25 protein-coding genes are annotated in these 26,461 nt (G+C 70.7%); 13 read left to right on the forward strand and 12 right to left on the reverse strand.

Annotated elements, in window-relative coordinates; translation table 11 throughout:
* Positions 1-45: 45 nt before the first annotated feature.
* Positions 46-942 (reverse strand): alpha/beta hydrolase, encoded by an 897-nt coding sequence (locus ACZ7M3_RS28975; RefSeq protein ID WP_472066837.1) that lies wholly within the window; start codon positions 940-942, stop codon positions 46-48.
* A 285-nt stretch (positions 943-1,227) separates the two neighbouring features.
* Here ACZ7M3_RS28975 and ACZ7M3_RS28980 point away from each other — a divergent pair, with 285 nt between their 5' ends.
* Together ACZ7M3_RS28980 and ACZ7M3_RS28985 are read left to right on the forward strand one after the other, a co-directional pair.
* Positions 1,228-2,019 carry a response regulator transcription factor gene (locus tag ACZ7M3_RS28980; RefSeq protein ID WP_095853900.1) on the forward strand — a complete coding sequence of 264 codons (792 nt, stop codon included), beginning with the start codon at positions 1,228-1,230 and terminating at the stop codon, positions 2,017-2,019.
* A gap of 71 nt (positions 2,020-2,090) precedes the next feature.
* On the forward strand, positions 2,091-3,113 hold the full coding sequence (locus ACZ7M3_RS28985; protein WP_095853899.1) for a LacI family DNA-binding transcriptional regulator: 1,023 nt from the start codon (positions 2,091-2,093) through the stop codon (positions 3,111-3,113).
* Positions 3,114-3,212: 99 nt separating this feature from the next.
* Here the strand turns inward: ACZ7M3_RS28985 and ACZ7M3_RS28990 are convergent, their stop codons facing one another.
* Positions 3,213-4,958: a trypsin-like serine protease gene (locus tag ACZ7M3_RS28990; RefSeq protein ID WP_472066839.1), complete on the reverse strand. Its 1,746-nt coding sequence runs from the start codon at positions 4,956-4,958 to the stop codon at positions 3,213-3,215.
* Between the two features lie 369 nt (positions 4,959-5,327).
* On the opposite strand from ACZ7M3_RS28990, the gene ACZ7M3_RS28995 reads away from it, so the two are divergent.
* The 6 genes from ACZ7M3_RS28995 (at position 5,328) to ACZ7M3_RS29020 (ending at position 12,486) form a co-directional block, all read left to right on the forward strand.
* On the forward strand, positions 5,328-6,548 hold the full coding sequence (locus tag ACZ7M3_RS28995) for a S1C family serine protease (protein WP_472066841.1): 1,221 nt from the start codon (positions 5,328-5,330) through the stop codon (positions 6,546-6,548).
* A gap of 34 nt (positions 6,549-6,582) precedes the next feature.
* On the forward strand, positions 6,583-6,831 hold the full coding sequence (locus ACZ7M3_RS29000) for a hypothetical protein (RefSeq protein WP_452964158.1): 249 nt from the start codon (positions 6,583-6,585) through the stop codon (positions 6,829-6,831).
* 366 nt (positions 6,832-7,197) lie between these two features.
* Complete coding sequence (locus tag ACZ7M3_RS29005) at positions 7,198-7,929, forward strand: response regulator transcription factor (RefSeq protein ID WP_351313192.1); 732 nt, start codon at positions 7,198-7,200, stop codon at positions 7,927-7,929.
* On the forward strand, positions 7,926-9,392 hold the full coding sequence (locus tag ACZ7M3_RS29010; protein ID WP_472066843.1) for a sensor histidine kinase: 1,467 nt from the start codon (positions 7,926-7,928) through the stop codon (positions 9,390-9,392). The genes ACZ7M3_RS29005 and ACZ7M3_RS29010 overlap by 4 nt, the downstream gene beginning before the upstream one ends.
* 173 nt (positions 9,393-9,565) lie before the next feature.
* Positions 9,566-11,629 carry a pectinesterase family protein gene (locus ACZ7M3_RS29015; RefSeq protein WP_472066845.1) on the forward strand — a complete coding sequence of 688 codons (2,064 nt, stop codon included), beginning with the start codon at positions 9,566-9,568 and terminating at the stop codon, positions 11,627-11,629.
* 152 nt (positions 11,630-11,781) lie between these two features.
* Positions 11,782-12,486, forward strand: a complete 705-nt coding sequence (locus ACZ7M3_RS29020) for a response regulator transcription factor (RefSeq protein ID WP_472066847.1) — start codon at positions 11,782-11,784, stop codon at positions 12,484-12,486.
* Here the strand turns inward: ACZ7M3_RS29020 and ACZ7M3_RS29025 are convergent.
* The 4 genes from ACZ7M3_RS29025 to ACZ7M3_RS29040 all read right to left on the reverse strand — a co-directional run bounded on the left by ACZ7M3_RS29025 (position 12,462) and on the right by ACZ7M3_RS29040 (position 16,741).
* Entirely contained in the window at positions 12,462-14,216 is a 1,755-nt protein-coding gene (locus ACZ7M3_RS29025) for an ABC transporter ATP-binding protein (protein WP_472066849.1), read from the reverse strand. The genes ACZ7M3_RS29020 and ACZ7M3_RS29025 overlap by 25 nt on opposite strands.
* A 92-nt stretch (positions 14,217-14,308) precedes the next feature.
* A complete protein-coding gene (locus ACZ7M3_RS29030) occupies positions 14,309-14,449 on the reverse strand; it encodes a hypothetical protein (RefSeq protein WP_472066851.1) in 141 nt (46 codons plus the stop codon).
* Between the two features lie 92 nt (positions 14,450-14,541).
* On the reverse strand, positions 14,542-14,679 hold the full coding sequence (locus ACZ7M3_RS29035; protein WP_351313204.1) for a hypothetical protein: 138 nt from the start codon (positions 14,677-14,679) through the stop codon (positions 14,542-14,544).
* Between the two features lie 262 nt (positions 14,680-14,941).
* On the reverse strand, positions 14,942-16,741 hold the full coding sequence (locus ACZ7M3_RS29040; protein WP_472066853.1) for a bifunctional metallophosphatase/5'-nucleotidase: 1,800 nt from the start codon (positions 16,739-16,741) through the stop codon (positions 14,942-14,944).
* A 200-nt stretch (positions 16,742-16,941) separates the two neighbouring features.
* Here ACZ7M3_RS29040 and mshD point away from each other — a divergent pair, with 200 nt between their 5' ends.
* Positions 16,942-17,868, forward strand: a complete 927-nt coding sequence (gene mshD / locus ACZ7M3_RS29045) for a mycothiol synthase (RefSeq protein WP_355308675.1) — start codon at positions 16,942-16,944, stop codon at positions 17,866-17,868.
* A 115-nt stretch (positions 17,869-17,983) separates the two neighbouring features.
* Here the strand turns inward: mshD and ACZ7M3_RS29050 are convergent, their stop codons facing one another.
* The 6 genes from ACZ7M3_RS29050 to ACZ7M3_RS29075 all read right to left on the reverse strand — a co-directional run bounded on the left by ACZ7M3_RS29050 (position 17,984) and on the right by ACZ7M3_RS29075 (position 22,878).
* On the reverse strand, positions 17,984-18,667 hold the full coding sequence (locus ACZ7M3_RS29050) for an ABC transporter (RefSeq protein WP_472066855.1): 684 nt from the start codon (positions 18,665-18,667) through the stop codon (positions 17,984-17,986).
* Positions 18,664-18,807 (reverse strand): hypothetical protein, encoded by a 144-nt coding sequence (locus ACZ7M3_RS29055; RefSeq protein WP_472066857.1) that lies wholly within the window; start codon positions 18,805-18,807, stop codon positions 18,664-18,666. The genes ACZ7M3_RS29050 and ACZ7M3_RS29055 overlap by 4 nt, the downstream gene beginning before the upstream one ends.
* Positions 18,808-18,873: 66 nt before the next feature.
* Positions 18,874-20,448 carry an ABC transporter permease gene (locus ACZ7M3_RS29060; RefSeq protein ID WP_472066859.1) on the reverse strand — a complete coding sequence of 525 codons (1,575 nt, stop codon included), beginning with the start codon at positions 20,446-20,448 and terminating at the stop codon, positions 18,874-18,876.
* Positions 20,445-21,305, reverse strand: coding sequence for an ABC transporter ATP-binding protein (locus ACZ7M3_RS29065; RefSeq protein WP_351313214.1), 861 nt, complete (start codon positions 21,303-21,305; stop codon positions 20,445-20,447). Before ACZ7M3_RS29065 ends, ACZ7M3_RS29060 begins: the two co-directional genes overlap by 4 nt.
* Entirely contained in the window at positions 21,302-22,339 is a 1,038-nt protein-coding gene (locus ACZ7M3_RS29070) for a zf-HC2 domain-containing protein (protein ID WP_472066861.1), read from the reverse strand. Before ACZ7M3_RS29070 ends, ACZ7M3_RS29065 begins: the two co-directional genes overlap by 4 nt.
* The gene (locus tag ACZ7M3_RS29075; RefSeq protein WP_095853888.1) at positions 22,336-22,878 is read right to left on the reverse strand and encodes an RNA polymerase sigma factor; all 543 of its coding nucleotides are present in this window, start codon (positions 22,876-22,878) and stop codon (positions 22,336-22,338) included. The genes ACZ7M3_RS29070 and ACZ7M3_RS29075 overlap by 4 nt, the downstream gene beginning before the upstream one ends.
* Positions 22,879-23,046: 168 nt before the next feature.
* On the opposite strand from ACZ7M3_RS29075, the gene ACZ7M3_RS29080 reads away from it, so the two are divergent.
* Genes ACZ7M3_RS29080 through ACZ7M3_RS29095 form a run of 4 tightly spaced genes read left to right on the forward strand, consistent with a single transcriptional unit; the run spans position 23,047 to position 26,304 of the window.
* Positions 23,047-23,433: a GntR family transcriptional regulator gene (locus ACZ7M3_RS29080; RefSeq protein ID WP_097225471.1), complete on the forward strand. Its 387-nt coding sequence runs from the start codon at positions 23,047-23,049 to the stop codon at positions 23,431-23,433.
* Entirely contained in the window at positions 23,430-24,335 is a 906-nt protein-coding gene (locus tag ACZ7M3_RS29085) for an ABC transporter ATP-binding protein (protein WP_472066863.1), read from the forward strand. Before ACZ7M3_RS29080 ends, ACZ7M3_RS29085 begins: the two co-directional genes overlap by 4 nt.
* On the forward strand, positions 24,332-25,363 hold the full coding sequence (locus ACZ7M3_RS29090; protein ID WP_472066865.1) for an ABC transporter permease: 1,032 nt from the start codon (positions 24,332-24,334) through the stop codon (positions 25,361-25,363). Before ACZ7M3_RS29085 ends, ACZ7M3_RS29090 begins: the two co-directional genes overlap by 4 nt.
* Complete coding sequence (locus tag ACZ7M3_RS29095; protein ID WP_472066867.1) at positions 25,360-26,304, forward strand: hypothetical protein; 945 nt, start codon at positions 25,360-25,362, stop codon at positions 26,302-26,304. Before ACZ7M3_RS29090 ends, ACZ7M3_RS29095 begins: the two co-directional genes overlap by 4 nt.
* Positions 26,305-26,461: the final 157 nt, after the last annotated feature.

Here is a 26,461-nt window from a genome sequence, read left to right on the forward strand (position 1 = left end):
GCCATCAATGGTTGGTCATCAATGGTTTCTGTGAACACGGTCAGGCTAGCCCGCCGCCGCGACGGCCCATGCCCCGATACGGCCCAGCAGCTCGTCGTCCGCCGCGTGCTCGGCATGGCCCATACCGTGCTCGATCCACAGTTCGGCGTGGCCGCCGGAGGCGGCGGCGAGCATCTGCGGGTGGTCCACCGGGAAGTAGCCGTCCTGGTCGCCGTGGACGATCAGCAGCGGAGTGGGCGCGATGAGCGGGACCGACTCGACCGGGGAGGTCGGTACCGGGTCCCAGTCACGGTGGTGGATCCGGGTACGCAGGCCGTATCGGCCGACCGCGCGGCCCACCGGCCGGGTTACCAGCCAGTGCAGGCGCCGCATAGGGGCCGTGCCCCGGTAGTACCAACGGGCGGGTGCGCTCACCGAAACCACGGCGTCCGTACGCGCCTCGGTGCGCCCCCCGTGCTCCATCTCCGCGCCCCGGTCCGAGCCACCCTCCGGGCCACGGTGCAGCGCCGCGTGCCGCAGCACCACCGAACCGCCCATCGAGAAGCCGACGGTGGCCACACGCGTGTGCCCGAGTTCGCGGGCCCAGGCCACCGCGGCGGCCAGATCGTGGACCTCGCGGTCACCGACCGTGGAGCTGCCGCCGGAGGCGCCGTGACCACGGAAGGAGAAGGTGACCACCGCCGCGTGCCGGGCGAGAACGGCCGCAGCGTGGCGCACGTGCGGACGGTCCAGGTCGCCCGTGAAGCCGTGCGCGACGACAATGACCACATCGTTCAAGCCGGTGGACGAGTCACCAGAAGGCCGCGTTCCAGGGTCGTACGCCGCATCGATCGTCACCCCGTCGACCGTGTGCAGAAACCTCCGCAAAGGGGTGAGCGGGGGCGTCTCAAGGGGTGGACGATCGTAAGATCCCGTCGCTTGACCTGCCGGACCTGAGCTCATGTGGGCTATTCTGCTGGGCAGAGGACTCGGGCAGCGTAGCCCCCGGGTCCTTTTGTGCTTTCTGAAGCGTTGTATACGAAGCGGGAAACCGCAGGTGTACGAAGCCGGCGAACGCATAGAACGTGCGGCGACCCCCCGTGGGCCGTCCGGCGACTCCCAGGGGCGCGGGAGCCGCACCGTAGGAAGCAGTGCCGCAAACGTCCTCGCAGGGACCGAGGAGGAACCAGACGTTATGGGCGAGCGAACCTTGCATGACCGTAGGACGACCCAGGCAGGTGGGGCGCGATGAGTTCTCTGCTGCTCCTGACCAATGCTCTTCAGCCGTCGACGGAGGTGCTTCCCGCTCTCGGCCTGCTCCTGCACAACGTGCGAGTGGCTCCGGCGGAAGGCCCCGCTCTCGTCGACACCCCCGGTGCGGACGTCATCCTGATCGACGGCCGGCGCGACCTCCCGCAGGTGCGCAGCCTGTGCCAGCTGCTGCGCTCGACCGGGCCCGGCTGTCCGCTGATCCTCGTCGTGACGGAGGGCGGCCTCGCGGCCGTCACCGCCGACTGGGGCATCGACGACGTACTCCTGGACACCGCGGGACCGGCGGAGGTCGAGGCGCGGCTGCGGCTGGCCATGGGCCGCCAGCAGATCGTCAACGACGACTCCCCGATGGAGATCCGCAACGGCGACCTCTCGGTCGACGAGGCGACGTACAGCGCCAAGCTCAAGGGCCGGGTCCTCGACCTGACCTTCAAGGAGTTCGAGCTCCTCAAGTACCTCGCGCAGCACCCTGGCCGTGTCTTCACGCGCGCGCAGCTGCTGCAGGAGGTCTGGGGCTACGACTACTTCGGCGGTACGCGGACGGTCGACGTCCACGTACGACGGCTGCGCGCGAAGCTCGGACCCGAGCACGAGTCGCTGATCGGTACCGTCCGGAACGTCGGTTATCGATTCGTTACACCTGAGAAGGTGGACCGCGCCGCGGAGGAGGCGAGGGCCAGGGCGGCCCAGCCAAAGCCGGAGGATGCGGACGAGACGGCGCACCTGGACGCCGTCGAGACGGTCGAGGCGGCGGCGGAGGCGCAGTAGGCGGTAACGGAGGCGCAGCAAGCCTCCGTACGCCCTGCCCAGCGGCGGGTCCATCCGCGTAGACTCCGCGCGTGGCCAAGGTGACGAGGGACGATGTAGCGCGACTGGCGGGTACGTCCACCGCTGTTGTCAGCTATGTCATCAACAACGGACCGAGGCCGGTTGCCCCGGCCACGCGCGAGCGCGTTCTCGCCGCGATCAAGGAACTGGGGTACCGGCCCGACCGGGTCGCCCAGGCCATGGCGTCGCGGCGGACCGAGCTCATAGGCCTGATCGTGCCGGACGCGCGCCAGCCCTTCTTCGGGGAGATGGCGCACGCGGTCGAGCAGGCCGCCGCCGAGCGCGGGAAGATGGTGCTCGTCGGCAACTCCGACTACATCGCCGAGCGCGAGGTCCACTACCTGCGCGCCTTCCTCGGCATGCGGGTCTCCGGGCTGATCCTCGTCAGCCACGCGCTCAATGACAACGCTGCCGCGGAGATCGACGCGTGGGACGCCCGCGTGGTGCTGCTGCACGAGCGCCCCGAGGCCATCGACGACGTCGCCGTCGTCACGGACGACGTCGGCGGCGCCCAGCTCGCCACCCGCCACCTCCTCGAACACGGCTACGAATACGTGGCCTGTCTCGGCGGCCTCGCGGAGACCCCGACCGTCGGCGACCCGGTCTCCGACCACGTCGAGGGCTGGCGGCGCGCGATGCAGGAGGCCGGGATCCCCACCGAGGGGCGCCTCTTCGAAGCGCCGTACAACCGCTACGACGCCTATCAGGTCGGCCTCCAGCTGCTCGGCGGTCCCGACCGCCCGCCCGCCATCTTCTGCTCCACCGACGACCAGGCGATCGGCGTGCTGCGCGCGGCGCGTGAACTGCGCATCGACGTTCCGGGGCAGCTGGCCGTGGCCGGTTTCGACGACGTCAAGGAAGCCGCGCTGACGGATCCGCCGATGACGACGATCGCCTCCGACCGGTCGGCGATGGCGCGGGCCGCGGTGGATCTCGTACTGGATGACGGACTGCGGGTCGCGGGGTCGCGGCGCGAGCGGTTGAAGGTGTTTCCGTCGCGGTTGGTCGTCCGGCGATCTTGCGGATGCGAGTAGCTGCGGGCCGGATGTGGCTGGGCGCGCAGTTCCCCGCGCCCCTAGAACAAGGGCGCGCCGGCCCCGCTGTGCGGGGCCGGCGCGCGTTTTTGTGGTCGCTCAGAACAGCAGGTTGTACTGGTTGAAGCCGCTGCCCAGGCCGATCCGTGAGCCGAAGAGGCTGCTGGAGGCCTTGTTGGTGCCGGGGTAGAGCCAGAGCTTGCCGGCGGAGTCGCGGGTGATGAGGTCCGCGATGCCGTCGCCCGTGACGTCGCCGTTGGCGACGTACGAGGTGAAGGTGAAGCCCGTACGCGCCTGGATCCGCGCCGCGAACGGGGTCTTCTCGACCTGCGTGCCCCGGTAGAGGTACAGGACACCGGAGCTGTTGCGGACCAGCAGGTCGGCCCTGCCGTCGCCGGACAGGTCGCCGTGGCCGAAGATCTTCACGTTCTTCCAGGCCTTGTCGACGACCTTGACCTTGCCGTAGAACTGGCCGTTGCCCTTGCCCGGGTAGAGGTAGACCGAGCCGTCGGCATCCACCGCGACCAGGTCGGGGCGGGCGTCGCCCGTCATGTCGCCGGGGATGGCGTACGACTTGTAGCCGCCCCACACCGTGCTGATCTGCATCCAGTCGTACTCACCGGAGGTGTGGTTCAGGTAGCTGCGGTACAGCTTGCCGTCGCCCTTGTCGCGGATGATCAGGTCCTGGTAGAAGTCCCGGTCCAGGTCGGCCTGGAGGCCCCAGCTGGCGTTCTGCCAGCCGCTGCCCTGGTAGGCGCGGGTGGCGAGCGAGGTGCCCTTGCTGTCCTGCTGGAAGAGGCCGCCGGACGGCGTGCGCTCCAGCAGGTCGGCCTTGCCGTCGAAGGTCAGGTCCGCGTCGTCGATGCGCGGCTGGGCGGCCCAGGTGTACGAGGACACCTTGGTGAACACCGGGTAGGCGCCCTTCGCGGTGCAGCCCGCGACGCCCCACGAGACGATGCCGACGACCTTGCCGCCGACGATGACGGGACCGCCGGAGTCGCCGTTGCAGGGGCTCTTGGTGCCCTCGTCGGTGCCGGTCGCGGGGGTGCCCGCGCAGAACATCGCGCCCTCGACGAAGTCGTCCTCGCCGAGGACCGACTGCATCGCGGAGTTGCAGGTGGAGTCGGCGACCAGCGGCAGGGTCACCTTGCGCAGGTTCGCCGACAGGTCGGCGTCGTCGGCGCCGGAGGTCAGGCCCCAGCCGTAGACGGTGGCGGAGTTGCTGGCCTTGTAGGAGGCGCTGTCGCCGGCGGCCACCAGCCGCTGCCACTGCTGGTCCAGCGGGCGGTCGAGCGTGAGGACCGCGATGTCGTTCTGGACGGTCGTGGAGTTGTAGCGCGGGTGGTTCCACTGGCGGTAGACGCCCGCGACCGTGCCGCTGGTGTCGTCCAGCAGTCCGGTGGCACCGGCCACCACCGCGCCGTTCTTCACCCAGTCCAGGCCCGCGACGCAGTGGGCCGCCGTCAGGACCTTGTTCGGGGCGACGAGGGTGCCGCCGCAGAAGTAGCCGACGCCGGCCGTGCTGTCGTAGTAGGAGAGCTGGACCATCCACGGCGCGGAGGAGATCGTCGTCTCGGTGCCGCCGATGATGAAGGGTGTCTTCTTGGGGGTCGCGTCCGGGGTCGCCAGGTCCTTGACGGCGGCGGCGACCCGGCCGCGCAGCTCCTTGTCGGAGACGGTCGGCTTCGCGGGCTGGGACTGGTTCGCCTTCGGCAGCGAGGGTCCGTCCGCCGCGGTGGCGGGCTGCGCCGCGAAGGCGCCGGCGCAGGTCAGCGCCAGCGCGAGAGCGGCCGTGGGCAACGCCGTGGCAGGGCGTCTCCAGCGGTCGCGCAGGGCACGTATCACTCAGGGCTCCTGGTGTGGGTGCGTGTGGATTCCATGACGTAGGAGGCCCGAGAAGGGCGTACGACGCACCGGCCCGATCGACAGCAGCGGTCACTGGCCATGGCCGGCAACCGCCTGCATCGACGCAGGCACACCGCGGAGCCCCCCTCCGGCGCGGAGATCGTAGGCCTCATCCGCCCCAGAACACATGTACTACACAGCAGGCAGACAAGTATTCGTCCGTCGCCTTCCGTGACATCACCCCCACGCAACCCGCCGTTTCCCGGATTTCAGCGGGCCCGGGCGCCTTTATATCGGGCATACGAGGTTCTGTCGGGCTTCTCAGCGGCCACTCAGGGAGCTCTCATGATCGGGGGACAAGCTTTTTCCATGACCGAGAGCTTCCGCCGCAGCGGCGAGTACCCCCAGGGCGACGACCACCAGGCGACCGACCCCATGCGGGCGGCGTACCCCCAGCAGCAGCCCGTCTCTTCCTCTCCCGTGAACCCCGAGTGGCCTCCGCCGCCGGCGTACGGGCCGGTCGCTCCGGTCGCCGTCGACCCGGGTACCACCGTGTGGCCGGGCTCCGGTCAGGGTGGCGACGGCGGTGCGGGCGGTTACGGCACAGGCGGCGCCTACGCCGGTTACCCCGAGCCGGACGCCGTCTCCTCCACCGCGGTACTCCAGGCGCAGCCGGTCCCGGCCGCCCCGGCCCCCGCGCCGAGGAAGCGCGCGAAGGGCACGATCGGCCTGCTCGCCGCCGTGGCGATAGTCGCGGCCGCCATCGGAGGCGGCACCGCGTACGGCATACAGGAGCTGACCGGCAAGGACACCGCCTCGAGCAGCACCAGCACCACCGTGGTGCCCGCCGCCAAGAAGGGCACCGTCGCCGGTGTCGCCCAGGCGGTCAGCCCGAGTATCGTCGAGGTCAGCGCGACCTCGAACGCGGGTTCGTCCACCGGCTCGGGTGTGATCATCTCGTCCAGCGGCGAGATCGTCACCAACAACCACGTCATCTCGGGCGCCTCCGAGATCAAGGTGCAGCTGAGCAGCGGCAAGTCGTACACCGCGAAGGTGGTCGGCACCGACAGCAAGAAGGACCTCGCGCTCATCAAGTTCGAGGACGCGCCCTCCGGCCTGAAGGTCGCCACGCTCGGCAACTCCGACGGCGTCCAGGTCGGCGACGACGTCGTCGCGATCGGCTCCCCCGAAGGGCTGACCGGCACCGTCACCAGCGGCATCGTCTCGGCGCTCAACCGTGATGTCACCGTCTCCACGGACGAGAGCCAGGGCCAGCAACAGCAGCAGGGCGGCGGCAGCGGCCAGTGGCCGTTCTCCTTCGGCGGCCGGCAGTTCAACGGCGACACCGGTTCCTCGACGACCACGTACAAGGCCATCCAGACCGACGCGTCCTTGAACCCCGGCAACTCCGGCGGCGCCCTCATCGACATGAACGGCAACATCGTCGGCATCAACTCCGCGATGTACTCGGCCGCCGACTCCTCGTCCAGCTCGTCGAGCGCGGGCAGCGTCGGCCTCGGCTTCGCCATCCCGATCAACACCGTCAAGTCGGACCTCGCCGGCCTGCGGGCCGGCGGTTCCGACAGCTGAGTCCTTCTCGGCCAAGTCCTTCCCGGAGGTTGAAATGATCACTCGCGTCTCCCACAGCATCGAAGGCACCGACCCCGCCGGTCTCGACCTGGCCCTCTCCGTCGCCCGTGAACTGCACCGGCCGGTGCCCCGGGCTCCGGAGGTGACGGTCCCGCAGTCGCAGAAGACGGTCCCGCAGCCGCAGATGATGGGCCTGCACCTCTCCGCCGATCACCCGCACCGCCGCAAGGTCCCGCTGAGCCGCCTGAGCCGCCTGAGCCAGCTGAGCACGCTGGGGGTCTGAGACGACGAGTGCGCTGCGTCGGCTGAGCGGGTCCAGGAGGCCGAGCGGGCCGAGGGGCTGCGAGCAGGCCGAGGCGGCTGAGCGGGCCGAGGGGCGGCGAGCAGGCCAAGCAGGCTGCAAGCCTGACCCGACGAACCGACCCTGACCGATCCCCGCCAATCCCAGCAGATCCCGACCGATCTCGGCTGATCCCCGCCAATCCCAGCAGATCCCGACCGATCTCGGCTGATCCCCTCCGATCCCCTCCGATCTCCGCTGACCCCGACCGATACCCGCCGATCTCCGCTGATCCTTTCTGCCCCGGCCGGAACGTGCGAGGCTGAAAGCGTCCGGCCCCGCCCACCGCACCCCTAGGAACCCACGCCCATGAGCCCCGCCGAAGGCGACCGTGAAACCCAGCGCATCCTGATCGTCGACGACGAGCCGGCCGTGCGCGAAGCACTTCAGCGCAGCCTGGCCTTCGAGGGATACGACACCCAGGTCGCGGTCGACGGAGCGGACGCGCTGGAGAAGGCGACCGCGTACCAGCCCGACCTGGTCGTCCTGGACATCCAGATGCCCCGGATGGACGGCCTGACGGCCGCCCGCCGGATGCGCGGGGCGGGCACGACGACCCCCATCCTCATGCTGACGGCCCGCGACACCGTGGGCGACCGCGTGACCGGCCTCGACGCGGGCGCGGACGACTACCTGGTCAAGCCGTTCGAGCTGGACGAGCTGTTCGCCCGGGTCCGGGCACTGCTGCGACGCAGTTCCTACGCGGCCGCGACGGTCGGCAGCCCGGACGACGACGCGCTGACCTTCGGCGACCTGCGGATGGACCTCGCGACGCGCGAGGTCACGCGCGCGGGCCGAGCGGTCGAACTGACCCGCACCGAGTTCACCTTGCTGGAGATGTTCCTGGCCCACCCGCGCCAGGTCCTCACCCGCGAGCAGATCCTCAAGGCGGTCTGGGGCTTCGACTTCGAGCCCTCCTCCAACTCCCTCGACGTCTACGTCATGTACCTGCGCCGCAAGACCGAGGCGGGCGGCGAGCCGCGCCTCGTGCACACGGTGCGGGGCGTGGGGTACGTCCTGCGGTCGGGCGGCGCCGAGTGATGAGGATCCTGCGCCGGTTCAAATCCCTGCCGATCCGCTCCCGGCTGGCCATGCTGGTCGCGGCGGCGGTGGCGTTCGGGGTGGCGGCGGTTTCGGTGACCTGCTGGTTCATAGTGCGGGGGAAGTTGTACGACGAGATCGACAACACCCTCAAAGCACAGAAGGGACCCATTGCCTACGGGTCGTTCCAGCGCGCCATAAAGAACTGCGGCAAGGACCCGAAGAGCGGCAGCGACGGCCCCCGCGGGCGGTCCGAGTACTACTCCCAGGTGGTCCAGTCAAACGGAACCGCCTGTACGTTCGACGGTTCCGCAGGCACGGTGAAGGTCACCGAGAGCGACAAGGACGAGGCCAAGAACCCGAGCTGGGACGTCACCAGAATCCGCACCGGAACCGACAGCGAGGGCAACGACGTACAGGTGATCACCATGCCACTCGTCGTCGCCGGCGAGGTTCCGGGCAGCGGCCCGGTCCTGGTCCAGGACGCGTCCTTCCTCGTGGCCATCCCCCTGAAGAGCACCCAGGCCACCCTCAACGACCTCGCCCTCGTCCTCCTCCTCGTCTCGGGCATCGGAGTCGTCGGCGCCGGAGCCGCCGGCCTGGCGGTCGCCCGCGCGGGCCTGCGCCCGGTCGACAAGCTCACCGAGGCCGTGGAGCACGTGGCGCGCACGGAGGACCTCTCCATCCGTATCCCCGTCGAGGACGACAGCGAGGACGAGGTCGCCCGTCTCTCCCGCTCCTTCAACTCGATGACGTCCGCCCTCGCCAACTCCCGCGAGCTGCAACAGCAGCTGATCGCCGACGCGGGCCACGAGCTCCGTACGCCGCTCACGTCGCTGCGTACGAACATAGAACTCCTCACCCGCAGCGAGGAGACGGGCCGCCCGATCCCCCCGGCGGACCGCAAGGCGCTGCTGTCGTCGGTGAAGGCGCAGATGACGGAGCTGGCGGCGCTGATCGGCGACCTGCAGACGCTGTCGCGTTCGGACGCGGGCCAGTCGGGCGACCGCATCCAGGTGGTCGACCTCCAGGAAACGGTCGAGGCGGCCCTCCACCGCGCCCGCCTGCGCGGCCCCGAGCTGACGATCACTGCGGACCTCCAGCCCTGGTTCGTACGGGCGGAGCCGTCCGCGCTGGAGCGGGCGATCGTGAACATCCTCGACAACGCGGTGAAGTTCAGCCCCGAGGGCGAGGCCATCGACGTCATCCTCAAGGCCGGCGAACTGACCGTCCGCGACCACGGCCCCGGCATCCCCTCCGAGGAACTCCCGCACGTCTTCGACCGCTTCTGGCGCTCCCCGTCCGCCCGCGCACTGCCGGGCTCGGGCCTGGGCCTGTCGATCGTGGCCAGGACGGTGCAGCAGTCCGGCGGCGAGGTGTCCCTGCAACCGGCACAGGGCGGCGGAACGGTGGCGACGCTACGCCTGCCGGGCGCGCCCACACCGCCCCCCGAAGCTCCGTAGGACCACCGCCTCCACAGGCTCCGTAGGCCCGCCGACAGTACCGGGCACCGCGCGCCCCCGTCCCTCACCGGACGGGGGCGCGTTCGTGTTGCTTCAGCGCGGCAACCTTTTCTTCCCGGGCGGCGACTGCCTCGTGACGGACCCCCTCCACAGCACTCGAACGGGACCACCACGTGACTGAGATCCGCAAGGCGCGCCACCGCAGACGCAGAACCGCCCTCGTCGTCGGTGTGCCGCTGGCCCTGACCGCCGCCGGAGCGATGGCGTACGGCACGGTGTTCGGACTCTTCGGCGACGACGCCCAGCCGAAGGCGTCGGCCGCGACGAACACCCCGGCCTGGGCCACCGAGGCCGCCGACGGTTTCGCCTCCGTCCACGCCATGGGGCAGAACGGGACCTACGGCGGGCGCGACGGCAAGACCGTCACCGTGAGAAACCTCGCCGACCTGGAGAAGTACGCGACCGCGGCCGACCCGTATGTGATCGTCGTCGCCTCGGCCATCACGATGGACCCGGTCGGCAAGGAGATCAAGGTCGCCAGCGACAAGACGATCATCGGCTCCGGTAGCGCCGGACAGATCGTCGGCGGCGGCTTCTTCCTCGGCCAGGGCGTGCACAACGTCATCATCCGGAACCTGACCATCCGCGACGCGTACCAGGGCATCTGGAACGACAAGGAGCACGACTTCGACGGCGTCCAGATGGACGGCGCCCACCATGTGTGGATCGACCACAACGACATCCGGCACATGGCCGACGGGCTCATCGACAGCCGCAAGGACACCACGTACCTGACGGTCTCGTACAACAGGCTGAGCAACGAGAACAAGGCCTTCGGCATCGGCTGGACCGCCAACACCACCGCGGACATCACGATCCACCACAACTGGATCCGCGAGACCGAGCAGCGCAACCCGTCCACGGACAACGTCGCCCACGCGCACCTCTACAACAACTACCTGGAGGACGACGCGGGCACCGCCATCACGTCCTCGTACGGGAACTACGCGCGCGGCAAGACCACCATGGTCCTGGAGAACAGCTACTTCCAGGGCATGAACAACCCGGTCGTCCGGGACAGCACCGCGACCCTCGTGCAGCGCGGCAACGTCTTCTCCGGCACCACCGGCCGCAACGAGAGCGGCGGCAGCGGTACGCCGTTCGACCCGAAGACGTACTACAGCTACACGCTCGACAAGGCGGCCGACGTGCCCGCGCTGCTCAAGTCCGGGGCCGGGCCGCGGAGTTCGCTCGGTACCACCACCACGGTCGCCGCCACCGGCAAGACCCTCACCGTCGCACAGGACGGCTCAGGGCAGTACAGGACCGTGCAGGCCGCCGTCGACGCCGTACCCGTGAACAACACCGCGCGCGTCACGATCTCCGTCAAGTCGGGCACGTACCGCGAGACGGTGAAGGTCCCCTCGAACAAGCCGCACATCACCCTCCAGGGCTCGGGCGGCAGCCGCAAGGACACGGTGATCACCTTCGGCAACGCGGCCGGTACGAAGAAGGCCGACGGCTCCACGTACGGGACCACCGGCAGCGCCACCGTCGCCGTCGAGGGCGACGACTTCCAGGCCCGCAACCTCACCATCGCCAACGACTTCGACGAGGCGAAGAATCAGAGCGTGCTCGGGCACCAGGCCGTGGCCCTGCGCACCGGCGCCGACAAGGTCGTGCTCGACGGTGTCATCGTCAGCGGCGACCAGGACACCCTGGAGATGGAGACCCCCGGCTCGGACAAGCTCGGCCGGGTCTACATCACCAACTCCTACATCACCGGCAACGTCGACTTCGTCTTCGGCCGCGCCACCGCCGTGATCAACAAGTCGGTCATCAACCTGAAGAAGCGCTGGGACGGCTCGTCCGCCGGTTTCGTCACCGCGCCCAGCACGCAGGCGAACCGCAAGGGCTTCCTGATCACCCACTCCACGGTGACCGGCGATGTCGCCGCGGGCTCCTTCTCCCTCGGCCGCAACTGGCACGCGGGTGGCGACGCCGCCCTCAGGCCGCAGACGACCGTCCGCGACTCCTCGCTCAGCGCCGCGATCCGGTCGAACCCGTGGTCCGACATGGGCGGCTTCTCCTGGAAGAACGACCGCTTCGCCGAGTACAGGAACACCGGCGCCGGCGCGGGCGCCGCGAGCGGCGAGCGACCGCAGCTGACGGACGCGCAGGCCGCGGGCCAGTCGATCGCCGGCTGGCTCGGCGACTGGACACCCACCGCCTCCTGACGTCCGCGCTGCTTCATGACTCCCCGGGAGGCCGGGGGGCCTCCGGGGGAAGGCCGCGTCTTCCCGGCCGGGGAGGCTGGGCGCGGACACCGCCCAGCCTCCCCACACCCCTCTCCAAGCCCTCCCACAGCGCCCCGTTACACGTTGGGGGGATGGCGCGGAAGATTCTGCTGGCCGATGACGACGAGGCCGTACGTGAGGGGCTCGACCGGCTGCTCAGGTTCGAGGGCTACGAGACCGTCCTCACCGGGGACGGCCGCGAGGCCCTCGAACTGGTGGCCGGGGTGGACGAGCGGCCCGACCTGGTGCTGATGGACGTCACCATGCCCGGCCTCGACGGGCTGGCCGCGACGCGCCGGATCAGAGCCTCCGGGTCCACCGTCCCCATCCTCATGATCACCGGCCGGGACGCGGTCGGCGACCGTATCGTCGCCCTCGACAACGGCGCCGACGACTACCTCATGAAGCCCTTCGCCGCCGAGGAACTCCTCGCCCGGGTCAGGGCCCTGCTGCGCCGCAGCCCGCAGCCGAAACAGTGCGCCCCCCGTCTCGACGACCGGCTCGCCTTCGCGGACCTCGCCATGGACCGGCCCACCCGCACCGTCACCCGCTCCGACCGCGCCCTCGACCTGACCAGGACCGAGTACGCCCTGCTGGAGTATCTGCTCCGGCATCCCGCCAAGATCCTCAGCCGCGCCCAGATCCTCAAGGAGGTCTGGGGCTTCGACTTCGAGCCGACGTCGAACACGCTGGACGTGTACGTGATGTACCTGCGCCGGAAACTGGAGAGCCGCGGCGAACCGCGGCTCATCCAGACCGTGCGGGGGCTCGGCTACACGCTCCGCGCCGCCAAGTAGTCGATTTCCGGCGTCGCGAGCCGGGCGTACGCCCCGCCCCACGCCATCAGCTCGTCGTGCGTGCCCGCCTCCACCAGCCGGCCGCCGTCCACCACCAGGATCCGGTCGGCGTCCGGGGCGAGGCTCAGATCGTGCGTGATCATGATGGTCGTACGGCCCGCCATCAGGCGCCGCAGCGGCTGCACCACCCGGCGTGCGGCGATCGAGTCGAGCCCTGCGGTCGGCTCGTCGAGGACCAGGACGGGCGCGGCACGCAGCATCGCGCGGGCGATCGCGATCCGCTGGAGCTGGCCGCCGGACAGGGTGGCCGTGCCGGGCGCGATCTCGGTGTCGTATCCGTCGGGCAGCGTGCTGATGAAGTCGTGCGCGACCGCGTCCGTCGCCGCCCGCTCGATGTCCGCCTGGGACGCGCCCGGCCTGCCGCACTCGATGTTCTCGCGGATCGTGCCGTGCAGGATCAGCGTCTCCTGGGGCAGCAGCGCCACGTTCTCGCGCAGGAACTCCAGGGACATGTCGGGCAGCGGGACGCCGTCCAGGCAGACCACGCCGGCCGTGGGGTCGTAGAAGCGGGTGAGGAGTTTGGAGAGCGTCGACTTTCCGGCGCCGCTCGGGCCGGTGACGATGACGAGTTCGCCGGGTCCCGCGGTGAAGGTCACGTCGTGCAGGGACTCGCGGTCGGCGCCGGGGTAGCGGAACGACGTGCCGTGGAAGCTGACCCAGCCGTGCACGGGCCAGTCCCGGACGGGCTCGGCGGGTTCGGTGACGGCGGGTTCGGTGTCCAGGATCTCCTGGATGCGTTCCGCGCCGGCGGTGGCGGCGGTGAGGGTGAGACCGAGCTGCCCCAGATTGCGGATCGGCGGGTACAGGTAGCCGAGGAACGCGGCGAAGGCGAGCAACTGGCCCAGCGACATGCGCCCCTTGGAGATCTCCCAGGCGCCGAGGCCGATCACCGCGAGCACGCACAGCGTCTCGACGACCTCGACGAACTGCTCGTACATCTCGCTCGCCCGCGCCCCGCGCACCGACGCCCGCATCCAGGCCCGCGCCTCGCGGTCGAGCCGCTTCTCCTCGGCGCGGCGGCGGTTGTAGGCCTGGGTGAGGACCACGTTGCCGAGGGACTCCTCGACGACCGAGGTGATCGCGCCGTCGGCGGCCCGCCCCTCCTGGGAGGCGGTCTTGATGCGGCCGGCGAACCGGCGGGCGGTGACGAGGAAGAGGGGGACGAGGAGGAAGGTGACGAGGGCGAGGTCCCAGCGCAGCCAGAGCGCGGCGGTGGCGTAGAAGACGGCGGAGAAGGCGGCGGAGACCGTCCCGACGACGCCCGACACGACCATCTGTTCGATGGCCTCGACGTCACCGGTGAGCCGTTCGACCAGGTCGCCCTGGCGGTGCTTCTGGAAGAAGTCGGGCGGCAGGCCCTGGACGTGCCGGAAGACACTCGCGCGCAGGCGCAGGACGAATCTCTCCGCGGTCCACACGGCGAGCGAGTTGCCGAGGTAGCCGACGATCGCGCCGATCACGGCGACGCCCAGCCAGGCTCCGGCCGGCTCCCAGAACGCGGAGAGCGAACCGGCCTTCAGGGCGTGGTCCGTGAGCTGGGCGAAGAGCAGGATCGAGGCCGTCTCGGCGAGCGCGGCCACGACCACGCAGCCGATGATCAGCAACAGCCATTTGCGGTCGCCGCGCGTCAGGGGCCAGAAGCGCGCGAATGCCTCCCGTACTTCCCGCATATCAAATCAACTTCCCTTTCCGGTCCGGAACATGGCCGAGGCGGGGCCACCGGAAACCACTAATTCCCGGGGACCCCGCCTCGCGCGGGCTGCTACTGGCCCCGACGGCTGACCGGGCGCTTCTTCGGAGCGACGGCCTTCTTCGCCACCGGGGCCGGCGTGGCGGGCCGGCGCTTCGCGACCGGGGCGGCCTTGTGGTGCTTCTTGACGGGGGCGATCTTGTGGAAGCTCATGGGTTTCCCTCTCGTAGCTTTGACTGCTCCGCTGGTCGCGGGTGTTGAAACGCTGAGTACGGGTGGATCTGTTGATCGGGGGTGGATCTTGCTTACTTGTTGCCGACAGGGCGGCGCCCGGGCTTCTGCGCCACCGGGGCAGGCTTGGCGGGCCGACGCTGCGCGGGCTTCTTCGGGGCCGGGGCCGGCTTGTGGTGCTTCTTGACCGGGGCGATCTTGTGGAAGCTCATGGGTATCTCCTTGTTCCCTGCGGGTGAATTCCCTTTGTCGTTTGCGCTGTTCGCTTTCGACATGGAAAACACTACGGGACCCCGGACCCTGAAATCGCCAATTCGACTGAGACCTCAATGAATTACGGCTGAAACAAATTTTCAGATGGACCGTGGAACCAATCCACTACTCACACAGAATTTAGGTCGAAAAAAGCGGGGCCGGTACGCATCCGCGTACCGGCCCCGCCTGTTCCGTAAGGTCCGTAAGTTCCGTAAGGGACTACCGCACGACCGTGATCCGGTCCGCCGTCGGCACCGGGTACGGCGCCGTGGCCGAGGAGTTGGCCGTCAGGTAGGACTCGAAGGCCGCCAGGTCGTCGCCGCCGACCAGGACGTCTGCGCCCTTGCCGAGCTCGGCGAAGCCGTCGCCGCCGCCCGCGAGGAAGGAGTTCATCGCGACGCGGTAGGTGGCGGCGGGGTCGATCGCCGCGCCGTTGAGCTTGATCGAGTCGGCGACCACCCGTGCCGCGCCCGTCTTCGTCAGGTCCAGCGTGTAGGTCAGGCCCTTGGAGATCTGCAGGATCTTCGGCGCGGCCTCGTTGGCCCCGCTGACCTGCTGCTGGAGAGCCGTGATCACCTGAGCGCCGGTGAGGTTCACCAGGTTGACGGTGTTGGCGAACGGCTGGACCGTGTACGCCTCCCCGTACGTCACCACCCCGTCGCCCTCACTGCCGCTCGCCGCGTAGGTGAGCCCGGCGCGGATGCCGCCCGGGTTCATCACCGCGAGGTCGGCCTCGGGGTCGACGGACTTGGCGTACGCGAGCTGCGCGTCGGCGATCATGTCGCCGAGCGGGGACTCGTTGCCGGCGTTGCCGATCTCGCCCGCGATGTAACCGATGGGACGCGAGGCGATCGGGGCGGAGAGCGTCTTCCACTTGCTGATCAGGGACGTCATGTCGGCGGCCTTCGCCACGTCACGGGTGACCACGTGGTTCGCCGACTTCACCGCCGTACGCGCGATGTCGCCGGTCCAGCGGTCGTACGTCAGCGTCGTGTCCGTGTAGAGGCGGCCGAACGACGAGGCCGACGTCACCATGCGGGGCTTGCCCGACGGGTCCGGGATGGTGCACGCGTACGCCTGGTGGGTGTGGCCGGTGACCAGGGCGTCCACGGCCGGCGTGACGTTCTTGGCGATGTCGACGATCGGCCCGGAGATGCCGTCACCGGCGCCGGGGCTGTCGCAGTCGTAGTTGTACGCCGTCGACGCGGGCGCGCCGCCCTCGTGGATCAGCGCGACGATCGACTTCACGCCCTGGCGCTGGAGCACCTTGGCGTACTTGTTGATCGTCTCGACCTCGTCGCCGAACTTCAGTCCCTTGACGCCGTCGGCCGACACGATGTTCGGGGTGCCTTCCAGCGTCACGCCGATGAAGCCGACCTTGACGCCGTTCTTCTTCCACACCCAGTAGGGCTTGAGAATCGGCTTGCCGGTCTTCTCGTCGGTGACGTTCGCCGCGAGGTACGGGAAGTCGGCGCCCCGGAACTTCGCCTTCTTGTCGTAGCAGCCGTCCGTGGGGTGGCAGCCGCCGTTCTGCAGGCGGCCCAGCTCCTTGGCGCCCTCGTCGAACTCGTGGTTGCCGACGCTCGTCACATCCAGGTCGAGCTTGTTCAGCGCGTCGATCGTCGGCTCGTCGTGGAAGAGCCCGGAGATCAGCGGGGAGGCGCCGACCATGTCTCCGGCGGCGGCCGTGATGGAGTACTTGTTGCCCTTGCGGGCCTCGCGCAGATGCGTGGCGAGGTACTCGACACCGCCCGCGTCGATCGACTTCGTCGTGCCGTCCGCCTGGAGCTCCGTGACCCGGCCGGACGACCCGGCCGGCGGCTCCAGGTTGCCGTGCAGGTCGTTGAAGGACAGCAGCTGTACGTCCTGGTAGCGGCCGCTGCCGGGGTGGTGGTGCGGGGTCGACCTGTCCTGCCCTGCGCTCGCGGGCATCGCGGCGGCCAGGGCGCCGACGGTGGCCAGCCCAGCGGCGGCGGCGAGGATGCGATGGGTACGTCTGTGCCGGGGCGTCGGCAGCATGGGTTCCCCCCAGTGGGACGGCTGTGGTTTTACGCGCACTTTAGAATCAACGCGCGTAGCGCAACAGGGGGTTCGGGGTTACAGACTGGTTGCCATCGCCTCACCACCACCTGACGGAAGCCCCTCCTCACCCCGCCACGAGCCACATCGACGCCGCGCAACTCCTTGTCCGCAAAACACCGCGCCGTACCCTCGTAACCATGACCAGCGACGACACCGCGCCCCACGCCCTCACCCGCTCCATCGAGACCCACACCGCGCTCTCCCCGGCCCAGGCCGAGGACGTGCTCCGGCTGCTCGCGGAGGCCGCCCGGGCCGACGGGCAGCAGGCGGTCTCCGAGCAGGGCCGGCTCCAGCTGAAGGGCGGCGCCCGCGAGGGTGTGCGCCATCTGCTGCTGAACCTCGGCGACGAGCTGATCGGGTACGCGCAGTTGGAGGACACCGACCCGGTGGAGGCCCCGGCCGCCGAACTGGTCGTGCACCCGGCGCACCGCGGCCACGGCCACGGTCGGGCCCTGGGCTCGGCCCTGCTCGCCGAGTCCGGCAAGCGGCTGCGCGTGTGGGCGCACGGCGGTCACTCCGCCGCCCGGCATCTCGCCCAGGTCCTCGGTCTCACCCTCTTCCGCGAACTGCGCCAGCTGCGGCGGCCGTTGACCGACCTCGACCTGCCCGAGCCGAAGCTCGCGGACGGCGTGAACGTCCGCACCTTCGTGCCCGGCCAGGACGACGCGGCCTGGCTCGCCCTGAACGCCGAGGCCTTCGCCCACCACCCCGAGCAGGGCTCCCTCACCCAGCGCGACCTGGACGACCGCAAGGCGGAGGTGTGGTTCGACCCGTCCGGGTTCTTCCTCGCCTTCCGCGGCGACGAACTCGTCGGCTTCCACTGGACGAAGGTCCACGCCGAGGAGGGCCTCGGTGAGGTGTACGTCCTCGGAGTCCGCCCGGGCGCCCAGGGCGGCGGCCTCGGCAAGGCCCTCACCACGATCGGGCTCCGCCACCTCGCCCGGCAGGGTCTGCCGACCGCCATGCTCTATGTCGACGCCGACAACAAGGCGGCCATGACGGTGTACGAGAGGCTCGGCTTCCGCACGCACGAGACGGACCTGATGTACCGCAGCGAGTCCTGACCACCGGTCCGCTGTCCTTGCCGGTCCGGTGTACGTCGGTCCGGTGTACGTCGGTCCGCGGTGTCCTTACCGGTCCTGTCCGGTGTCCCTGCCCGTCCGTGCCCGCCTCTTCGTGTCACCGGTGAGCGAAGGCGGCGGGTCGCCACCTCCGTAGGGGTTCCGCGCAGGACCACGCCCCGGCCAGCGCCGCCACGACCAGGACCACCGCCCATGTCTGATGGGCGCCTTCCCAGCGCGGGGCGGACGGAGCGGGGAAGAGCGTCCACCGCTCGGGGAGCAACAGGCGTGCCAGCACCGCCGTGACCAGTAGTCCGATGCCCACCGCGCTACCCGGCTCGGCCCGGTTGGTGAACCGCACCATGACCGCCGCGGCCGCCGGCGCGAGCAACGCCATGGCGGCGGCCTCCAAGGTCGCGGCGCCCACCGGCGGCCCGGCCTGCTCCGGTATGAGGAACAGCGCGGCCGTCCACCAGAGCACGGCCGACGGGGCGACGAGCGCCACCCGAAGTCCGACCCGCACCGGACGCCGGGTCGGCACCGCCGCGGTGATGTGCCGGGCCGGATCGTCCAGCAGGAAGGCCAGGCCCAGGGCGAAGGTGAGCGCGGCGGCCCGCAGGAGGTTGAGGCCGGCCCACGTGTCGAGCTGGAGAGAGAACAGCCGCGGGATCCCGGCGAACAGCAGCCCCAGTACGGCTCCGGTCACCAGCGCCCGCCGGGGGAGGGTGCTCCAGAGGGGACGGAGGAGGGCGCGGGCCACGGTGTACGGGCGCCCCCGGGACGGGATACCGCCCGCGGTCACCCCACTTCCCGCGGTTCCCGCAGTTCCCGCCCTTTCGCCGCTTCCGGCGCTTCCGCCGCTTCCGCCGCTTCCAGTGCTTCCGGCGCTTCCAGTGCTTCCAGTGCTTCCAGTGCTTCCAGTGCTTCCAGTGCTTCCAGCACTCTCCGTCCCCCCGGTGCCTCCGGCACGCTCCGCACTTCCGGCCGTACCTGTGTCGTCGCGCACGGTCACTCCTCGCATGTCTTGACGCTCAGCGCGCCCGGACCGGTCGGCGCCGGCACTCCCAGCAGCTGAGCCACCTGGGCCGTCGTCGTCTTGGGGGACGTGAGCTCCGCCCAGTGGGCCTTCACCTTGGGGATGACGCTGTAGCGGGGCTTCCGCAGCAGCTCCTTGATCACCTCTGTCTGCGCGGCGTTCATGGAGAGCGAATTCGTGGGTTCGAGAGCGACCCCTCCGCCGGTGATGGAGTCGTCGATGCGGACATGGCGCAGCATGGTCAGCGGGTGGGACTCCGAGCCCAGCGCCAGCCACATGATGATCACCGCGCGGGCGTCGCACACCTCGACGCTGGACGTCTCGTCCCCCGTCACCAGAACCGAGGCCACCCCTACGGCGAACTCCGGGATCCGGATGCCGCCCCAGCGCGTGCCGACGGTCACGACCCCCGGCGCTGTGGCCGGCTCCAGCGCGGAGTCGCCCTCCAGACCGGAGCGGGCGTCGACCCGCTGGCGCACCGTCAGCCGCTCGGCCGAGGCCGGGCCGCCCGCGAGGGACTGGACGCGCTGGACCACCTCGGCCCAGTCGGCGGTCTGGCCGGTCCACTCGGGGTAGGCGCAGTACGTCGACCTTTCGCGCACGACGCAGGTCTGCACCTTCTCCGGGGTGGCGGACGCCTTCGCACGGGCCGCGATCAGCGCGGCCGAGTCACCCGGGGCCTGCCCCGCGATGCCCTGGGCCATGGCGGCGAGGGCGAGGACCGTGATCGCCTTGATCCTGGGCGTACGACCGCCGTTGATCAGCAGTGCGAGGCACAGCAGCAGCACGATGAGCCCCACCAGATACAGCACATGCCAGGCGGCCGGGCGGCCCAGCAGGTCGGAGGGGAACGGGTGGGCGCCTTCCTCGGTGACCACCGGTGCCAGCCACTGCACCCAGTGCGTGCCCTGGGTGCTCGCGGCCACGAGGGTCGTGAGGACGTACATACCGATGACGAAGGGCGGGACGGCGAACGTGAAGGGGATCGACCGGGCGACCAGGACGCCGAGGGCCCCGGCGAGGAGTATCGACAGCGGGCCGACGACCAGTTCGGCGAACGAGCCGTGGCCGACCGCGCCGGGCTTCAGGGCCGCCCAGGTGAACTCGAATCCCACGACCAGCGCGGTGAACACCGCGAACGGCACGGCCGACAGGGCGTGGGCCAGCGAGCGCCGCCACGGCTCCATGACCAGCACGTCGAAGTGCCGGTCGGTGCCTTGCCTGCGGGAGCGGAGCACGGCGCGGTTGATGCTGACGAACAGCACGAGGGCGAGGAGCAGGGGGGCGGTCTGGGTGGACCGGTCGACATCGTGGAGGACCGGATAGTCGTCCATGCCCTCCCGGCCGTTGAACATCCCCCAGCCGGTGTAGGCGACGTACAGGAGGAGGAAGACGAGCACCGGGATCTGCATCAGCAGTTCGCGTGCCTCGAAGCGGGCGAGGGCGACGACGGCCCGCGTCCTGTTCTGGTGCAGGTCCTGGGCGGGCGGCTCCACCCCCGTGGGGGCCGCCTCCTCCACGACCGTGCGGGTCACCAGCTCGCTCATGCCGCCACCTCCGCCGGCTCGCCGTCGAGAGTGAGCAAGTAGCCGTCCTCCAGGGTCGGTTCGAGGAGATCGGCGCCCTTGGGCGGGTCGCCGACATTGCGGAAGGAACCCGTGCCCGTGCGCCAGCCGGCTCTCGCGCCGGGGTCGCGGGCCGTGCTGCTCCACACCCGCCCCGCCGCCCGCGCGGTCAGCTCGGCCGGGGTCCCCTCGAAGCGGACGCTGCCGCGGACCATGACGATCACGCGGTGGCAGAGCATCGCGACGTCCTCGGTCTGGTGGGTGGAGAGCAGGACCGTGCGTCCCACGCCCGACTCGGCGATCATTTCCCTGAACCGCATGCGCTGTTCGGGGTCCAGGCCGACGGTCGGTTCGTCCAGAACGAGGAAGCCGGGGTCGCCGACCAGCGCGGCGGCCAGCCCGACCCGCTGGCGCATACCGCCCGAAAGCCTCTTGATGCGCTTGCCCCGTACGTCGGACAGGTCGACGGCCTCCAGCACGCGCCTCACCTCCCGGTGCCGGGCGGAGCGGTCCGTCAACTCCTTCAGGATCGCCACGTAGTCGACGAACTCGAAGGCCGAGAAGTCCGGGTGGAACGCCGGGGTCTGCGGCAGATAGCCCAGCGCGCGCCGCACGTCCAGGCGGCCGGAGGGTGTGCCGGGGTCGTGCCCGAGCACCGTGAAGGCTCCCCGGTCGGCGGGCACGGCGGTGGCGAGCACCCGCAACAGGGTGGTCTTCCCGGCGCCGTTGGGCCCGAGCAGCCCGGTCACACCCTCGCTCAGGCGCAGGGAGACGTCGTCGAGGGCGACGGTCCCGCCGTACCGGAGAGTGAGCCCGGAGGCGGAGACGGTGGGGGTCATGCGGCGCTCCTGTCGGAGAAGTCGGTGTGGTCGGCGAAGAAGGCGTGCGAGGGGGAGAAGTCGAACCGGTCCCGTACGAGATAGAGCAGCCCGGCGGCCAGTACCGCGACCGCGGCGGCGACGCCCTGGCCGAGTGCCGTGAACGGCGCGAGGGTGCCGCCGTCGGCCTTCGCGTGGGCCACCATCAGCAGCGTGACCCACGCTCCGCCGACCAGGCAGGGCGGCAGGACCGGGCCCCAGCGGGCGGTCAGTGCGAGCCCCGTCCCGGTGAGGGCGAGGGCGGGCAGCAGCCAGGCCAGCGCGCGCAGCCCGTAGGCGGGGAGTGCGAGGGTCGCGAGGCCGTTCAGAACGAGGCCGGTGGTGAGCACCGCCACCGTGCGGATCATCAGCAGCCGGAATCCGTGGAGGGGTGACACCACGGCCATCTCGTACGTCGGGTCGAGCACCGGTCCGTAGGACAGCGCGACCCCGGCGAGCGGGAGCAGGGGGGCGAGGGCGAGGAACAGCGTGGGCGAGGCCGCCGCCCGTCCGGCGTCGGTCGCCACCACGGCCATGAGGAGGACGAGGGCGACCGCGGCCAGCCAGGAGCGGCGCAGCACGGGCGTGGCCGCCAGCAGCCGTGCCGTGTGGTCGGCGACGCCGATCCGCACCAGCAGCGACTCGAGCAGCCGTGGTCGTGGCGCGTCCAGCTCGGCGTCGAGCCGCTCCCATCCGGCGTCCAGGACGACCGGATCGCTCACCGTGGCGAGCGCCTCCCGGCAGGGCGCGCACGCCGCGAGGTGGGTGTCGACGGACCAGAGCCGGGGCGGCGCCAACTCGCCCCGCGCATAGGCCCGGAGGTCGTCGGCGTCCGCGTGCCACCGTCCGTCCGGGGAACCGTCGGCGCCGGACGCGGTCCGATCGGCGTCACCCGCAGCCGCACCGGACGCGCTCCGACCGGCGGCCGCGTCCTCGTCCAACCCGCTCATGTTCTCTCCACCCCCATCCATGTCCCGGCGGTCTCCGCCGATGGCCTCGTCGTCTCCGCCGCTCATGCCAGCTCCTCCCGCAGCTGCTTGCGCGCCCGCAGGGCCCGCGTCTTGACCGTGCCGGGTGGAATGCCGAGCAGGACGGCCGCTTCCCGGGTCGTGAGTCCGTCGATCACCGTGGCCTGGAGGACCGCGCGCAGCTCGGGCGAGAGCCGTATCAACGCGCCCGCGAGGTCGCCGTGCTCGACCCCGGCCAGGACGCGCTCCTCGGCGGAGGCCTCGTGCCGGTGGCGGAAGCGGGCCAGTGTCTGGCGCAACCGGCCGCGCGCGCCGTCGCCGCGCAGCGTGTCGATCAGCCGCCGCGAGCCGATGCGCCACAGCCAGCCCGCCGCGTCACCCTCCTCCCGGTAACGCGCGGTGCCGCGCCAGATGGCGAGGAAGGTCTCCTGCACGACGTCGTCGACGACCCCGGCATCGGCGCACCGGCCGCGCAGCCGCGCGGTCAGCCACGGCGCATACCGCCGGTACAGCTCCTCGAAGGCGCGACGGTCCGTGTCCGCCGCGATGGCCCGCAGCAGCTCCCCGTCGCTTCTCGTTTCCCTCACATCCCCTCATCGGACGAGCCCCGCCGATCGGTTCACGCATCCGGCATCGAATTTTCCGGACTCGCCTCAGCGACTTCCCGGCTCGCCTCCACGATGTTCGGACTTGACTCCGGACACCCCATTGCACCACCCTTTCACTACTCAATTAGTGAAAGGGTGGTTGTCCGAGTGGTCGAGTACCGCATCGACCGGCGCAGCGGTGTCGCCACCTACGTCCAGATCGTCCAGCAGACCAAACAGGCCCTGCGCCTGGGCCTGCTGGAACCGGGCGACAAGCTCCCCACGGCCCGCGAGGTCGTGGAGGCCACGGCGATCAATCCGAACACCGTCCTGAAGGCCTACCGCGAGCTGGAGCGCGAGGGCCTGGTCGAGGCCAGACGCGGCCTCGGCACCTTCGTGAAGCGCTCGCTGGGCACCGCCTCCGCCGACTCGCCCCTGCGCGCCGAGCTCGACGACTGGGCGGCCCGGGCCCGCGAGGCCGGGCTCGATCAAGACGACGTGGCGGCGCTCTTCACCGCCGTACTGGAAAAGTTCAGCAAGGGAGACAAGGAATGAGCGACACCGCCATGGAGGCGGCCGGCCTCGGCAAGCGGTTCGGGCGGCGCGGGGGCTGGGCACTGCACGAGTGCTCCTTCCGGCTCCCCACGGGACGCGTCTGCGCCGTCGTCGGACCCAACGGCGCGGGCAAGTCGACCCTGCTGGCCCACGCCGCCGGACTGCTCGCCCCCACCGAGGGCTCCCTGACCGTGCTCGGCCGCCACCCGGCCGCCGCCCGCGAACGCATCGCGTACGTCGCCCAGAACAAGCCGCTGTACCCGCAGCTCACGGTGGCCCAGACGCTGCGCCTGGGCCACGAGCTCAACCCGGCCCGCTGGGACGCCTCGGTCGCCGAGCGGATCACGTACGAGAGCGGCGGGCTGGACCCGAAGGCCAAGGTCCGTACGCTCTCCGGCGGTCAGCGCACCCGCGTGGCGCTCGCCCTCGCGCTCGGCAAGCGGCCCGAACTCCTGCTCCTGGACGAGCCGATGGCCGACCTCGACCCGCTCGCCCGCCACGAGCTGATGGGCACGCTGATGGCCGAGGCCGCCCAGTACGGCACGACGGTCGTGATGTCCTCGCACGTCGTCGCCGAGCTGGAGGGCTCCTGCGACTACCTGCTGCTGATAGGCGGCGGCCAGGTGCGACTGGCAGGCGACCTGGACGACCTGCTGGCCGCGCACACCCTGACCACCGGGCCGGTCCGTGACCTCGCTCCGCACACCGTGGTCGAATCCCGCACCACGGGGCGCCAGTTGACCGCCCTGATCCGCCCTCAGGGCCCGTTCTCCGGCGGACCCGACGCCCGCGCCACCACGCCCTCCCTGGAGGAACTGGTCCTCGCGCACCTGCGCAGCCCCGAGGCCCCCGCGCTGATCCTCGCCTCCGCCCGCACCGCCGCCCAGGAGTCCGCCGCATGACCACGCTGACCGCCCCCGGCACCACGGCGACGCCCACGCGCCGCCCGTCCGCCACCCGCGGCCTGGTGCGCACGGTGCTGCTGCTGCACCGCCCGGCGCTCTACCTCTGGGCCGGTCTGTTCGTCGCGCTCGCCGTCCTGTTGCTGTGGCTGTACGGCCCGGGGACGGACGCGGCCGCCGCGGCATGGCGGGCGTACGACCGCTGCACGAAGCCCACCTGCGCCTACGACCAGGACGCGATCCTCAGGTACAAGTCGTACACCCTGTACGCCTCCCTCGCGCTGACCTTCCTGCCGTTCCTCGTCGCGGCCTGGGCGGGCGCCTCGCTGATCGGCCGCGAGATGGAGTCCGGCACCGCGCAGCTCGCGTGGACCCAGTCGGTCTCCCCGGCCCGCTGGCTGGCGGTGAAACTGGCCGTGCCGGCGGCGCTCGTCACCGTCGGGACCAGCGTGCTGGTGGTACTGCACCGGCAGATGTGGGTGCGCGGCCAGGGCCGGATCGACAACACCAAGAGCTGGACCGACACCTTCGTCTTCCACGCCAACGGCCCGACCACCGTCGCCCTCGCCCTGTCCGGGCTTGCCGTCGGCGCGCTCGCCGGCCTCAGGCTGCGCGGTTCCCTGAGCGCACTCGTCATATCGGTGGTGTGCACGGTCGGCGTCCGGGCCGCCCTCGGCCTCGCCCTGCCGTACCTGTGGCCGACGGTGCGGACGGTCACCAGCCTGACCCACGACGGCCCCACCAGCCTCGGGCTCACCGTCCACGCCGGTCTCCTCACCTCGACCGGGGCCCGGCTGCCCGACCCGCTGTGCGGCAGCAGCCACACCTCGGAGTGCAGCACGATCTACCACCGGCTCGACGCCGTCAGCTTCTACACCGACTCCCACCCCCAGTCCCACTACTGGCCCCTCCAGCTGATGGCGACCGGCCTGGTGCTCGCCCTCAGCGCGCTCGTTCTCCTCGTCGCCTTCCGGCTGCTCAAGCGCGACACCGGCAGCGCCCCGCTCACGAAGGGAGCCACTCTGTGAGCACCGCGGGTGCCGTCGGCGGCCTGCCGTGGACCGTCGTACGCGTGCACCGCACCGCGCTGATCGTCTGGGGCTCGTTCGTCGTCGCCGTCGTCGCATTCCTGGTGTGGGCGATGGGGGTCACGGCCGACGCCGCCCGAGCGGAGGCCTTCCACTGTCTCCACTCCGACAGCTGCGACGTCACGGCCACGCTCGAGTACAGCGCGATCCTCCGATACACCGCCACCGTTCTCAGCCACTGCTTCTACGCCGTCGCCGCCTGGGCGGGCGCGGCACTGATCGCCCGTGAACTGGAGTCCGGCACCGCGGGTCTCGCCTGGACCCAGTCGGTGTCCCCCGTGCGCTGGCTGGCCGCCAAGCTCGCCGTGCCCGCACTGCTGATCACGCTCAGCGGCACGGTGCTCGTGGCGGCGTACCGCTGGAGTTGGTCGAACAGACCGGCCCGGGTCATCGGCGGCTGGCCCGCCACCGCCGTCTTCGTCGCCCGCGGCCCGGCGATGGTGGCGTACGCCCTGTGCGCCCTGGCCTTGGGCGCACTCGCCGGTCTGGCGCTACGGCGCTCGCTGCCCGCTCTGAGCGTCTCGTTCGCCGTGATGCTGCTGCTCAGCCAGTGCCTGGACCGGTACCGCGCGGACCTGTGGCCCACGATCACCCGTACCGGCGACGCGGCCCACGACCCGTCCGGTCCCGTCTGGAAGCTGGAATCCGGGGTGGTCGTCCATGGGAAACGAGTCCCGGACCCCAGCTACGGGAACTGCGAGGGGACGGCCGCGGAAGCCAAGCGGTGCCTGACCGAGCACGGTGTCACGGGCCGGTACTCCGTCTACCACCCCGCCTCCCACTTCTGGCCCCTCCACCTGGTGGAATCCGGCATCGTCCTCGCCGTGACCGCCGCGGCCACCGCCGCCGCCTTCCGGCTGCTGCACCGCCGCACCGCCTAACTCGCCCCATACCGGGGCCGCGTACGCCCCCCACGGGGGGTGGGGCGTACGCCGCTCCCGGGCATGTAGACGTCCGGGAGCCGCTCCCCGATATCCCGCACGTCATGTCGCCGTAACCATCGATTCAGACGAGCTTGCGACGCTCAGCCAATGAAGC

The sequence above is a fragment of the Streptomyces sp. NPDC111656 genome (assembly GCF_055656965.1).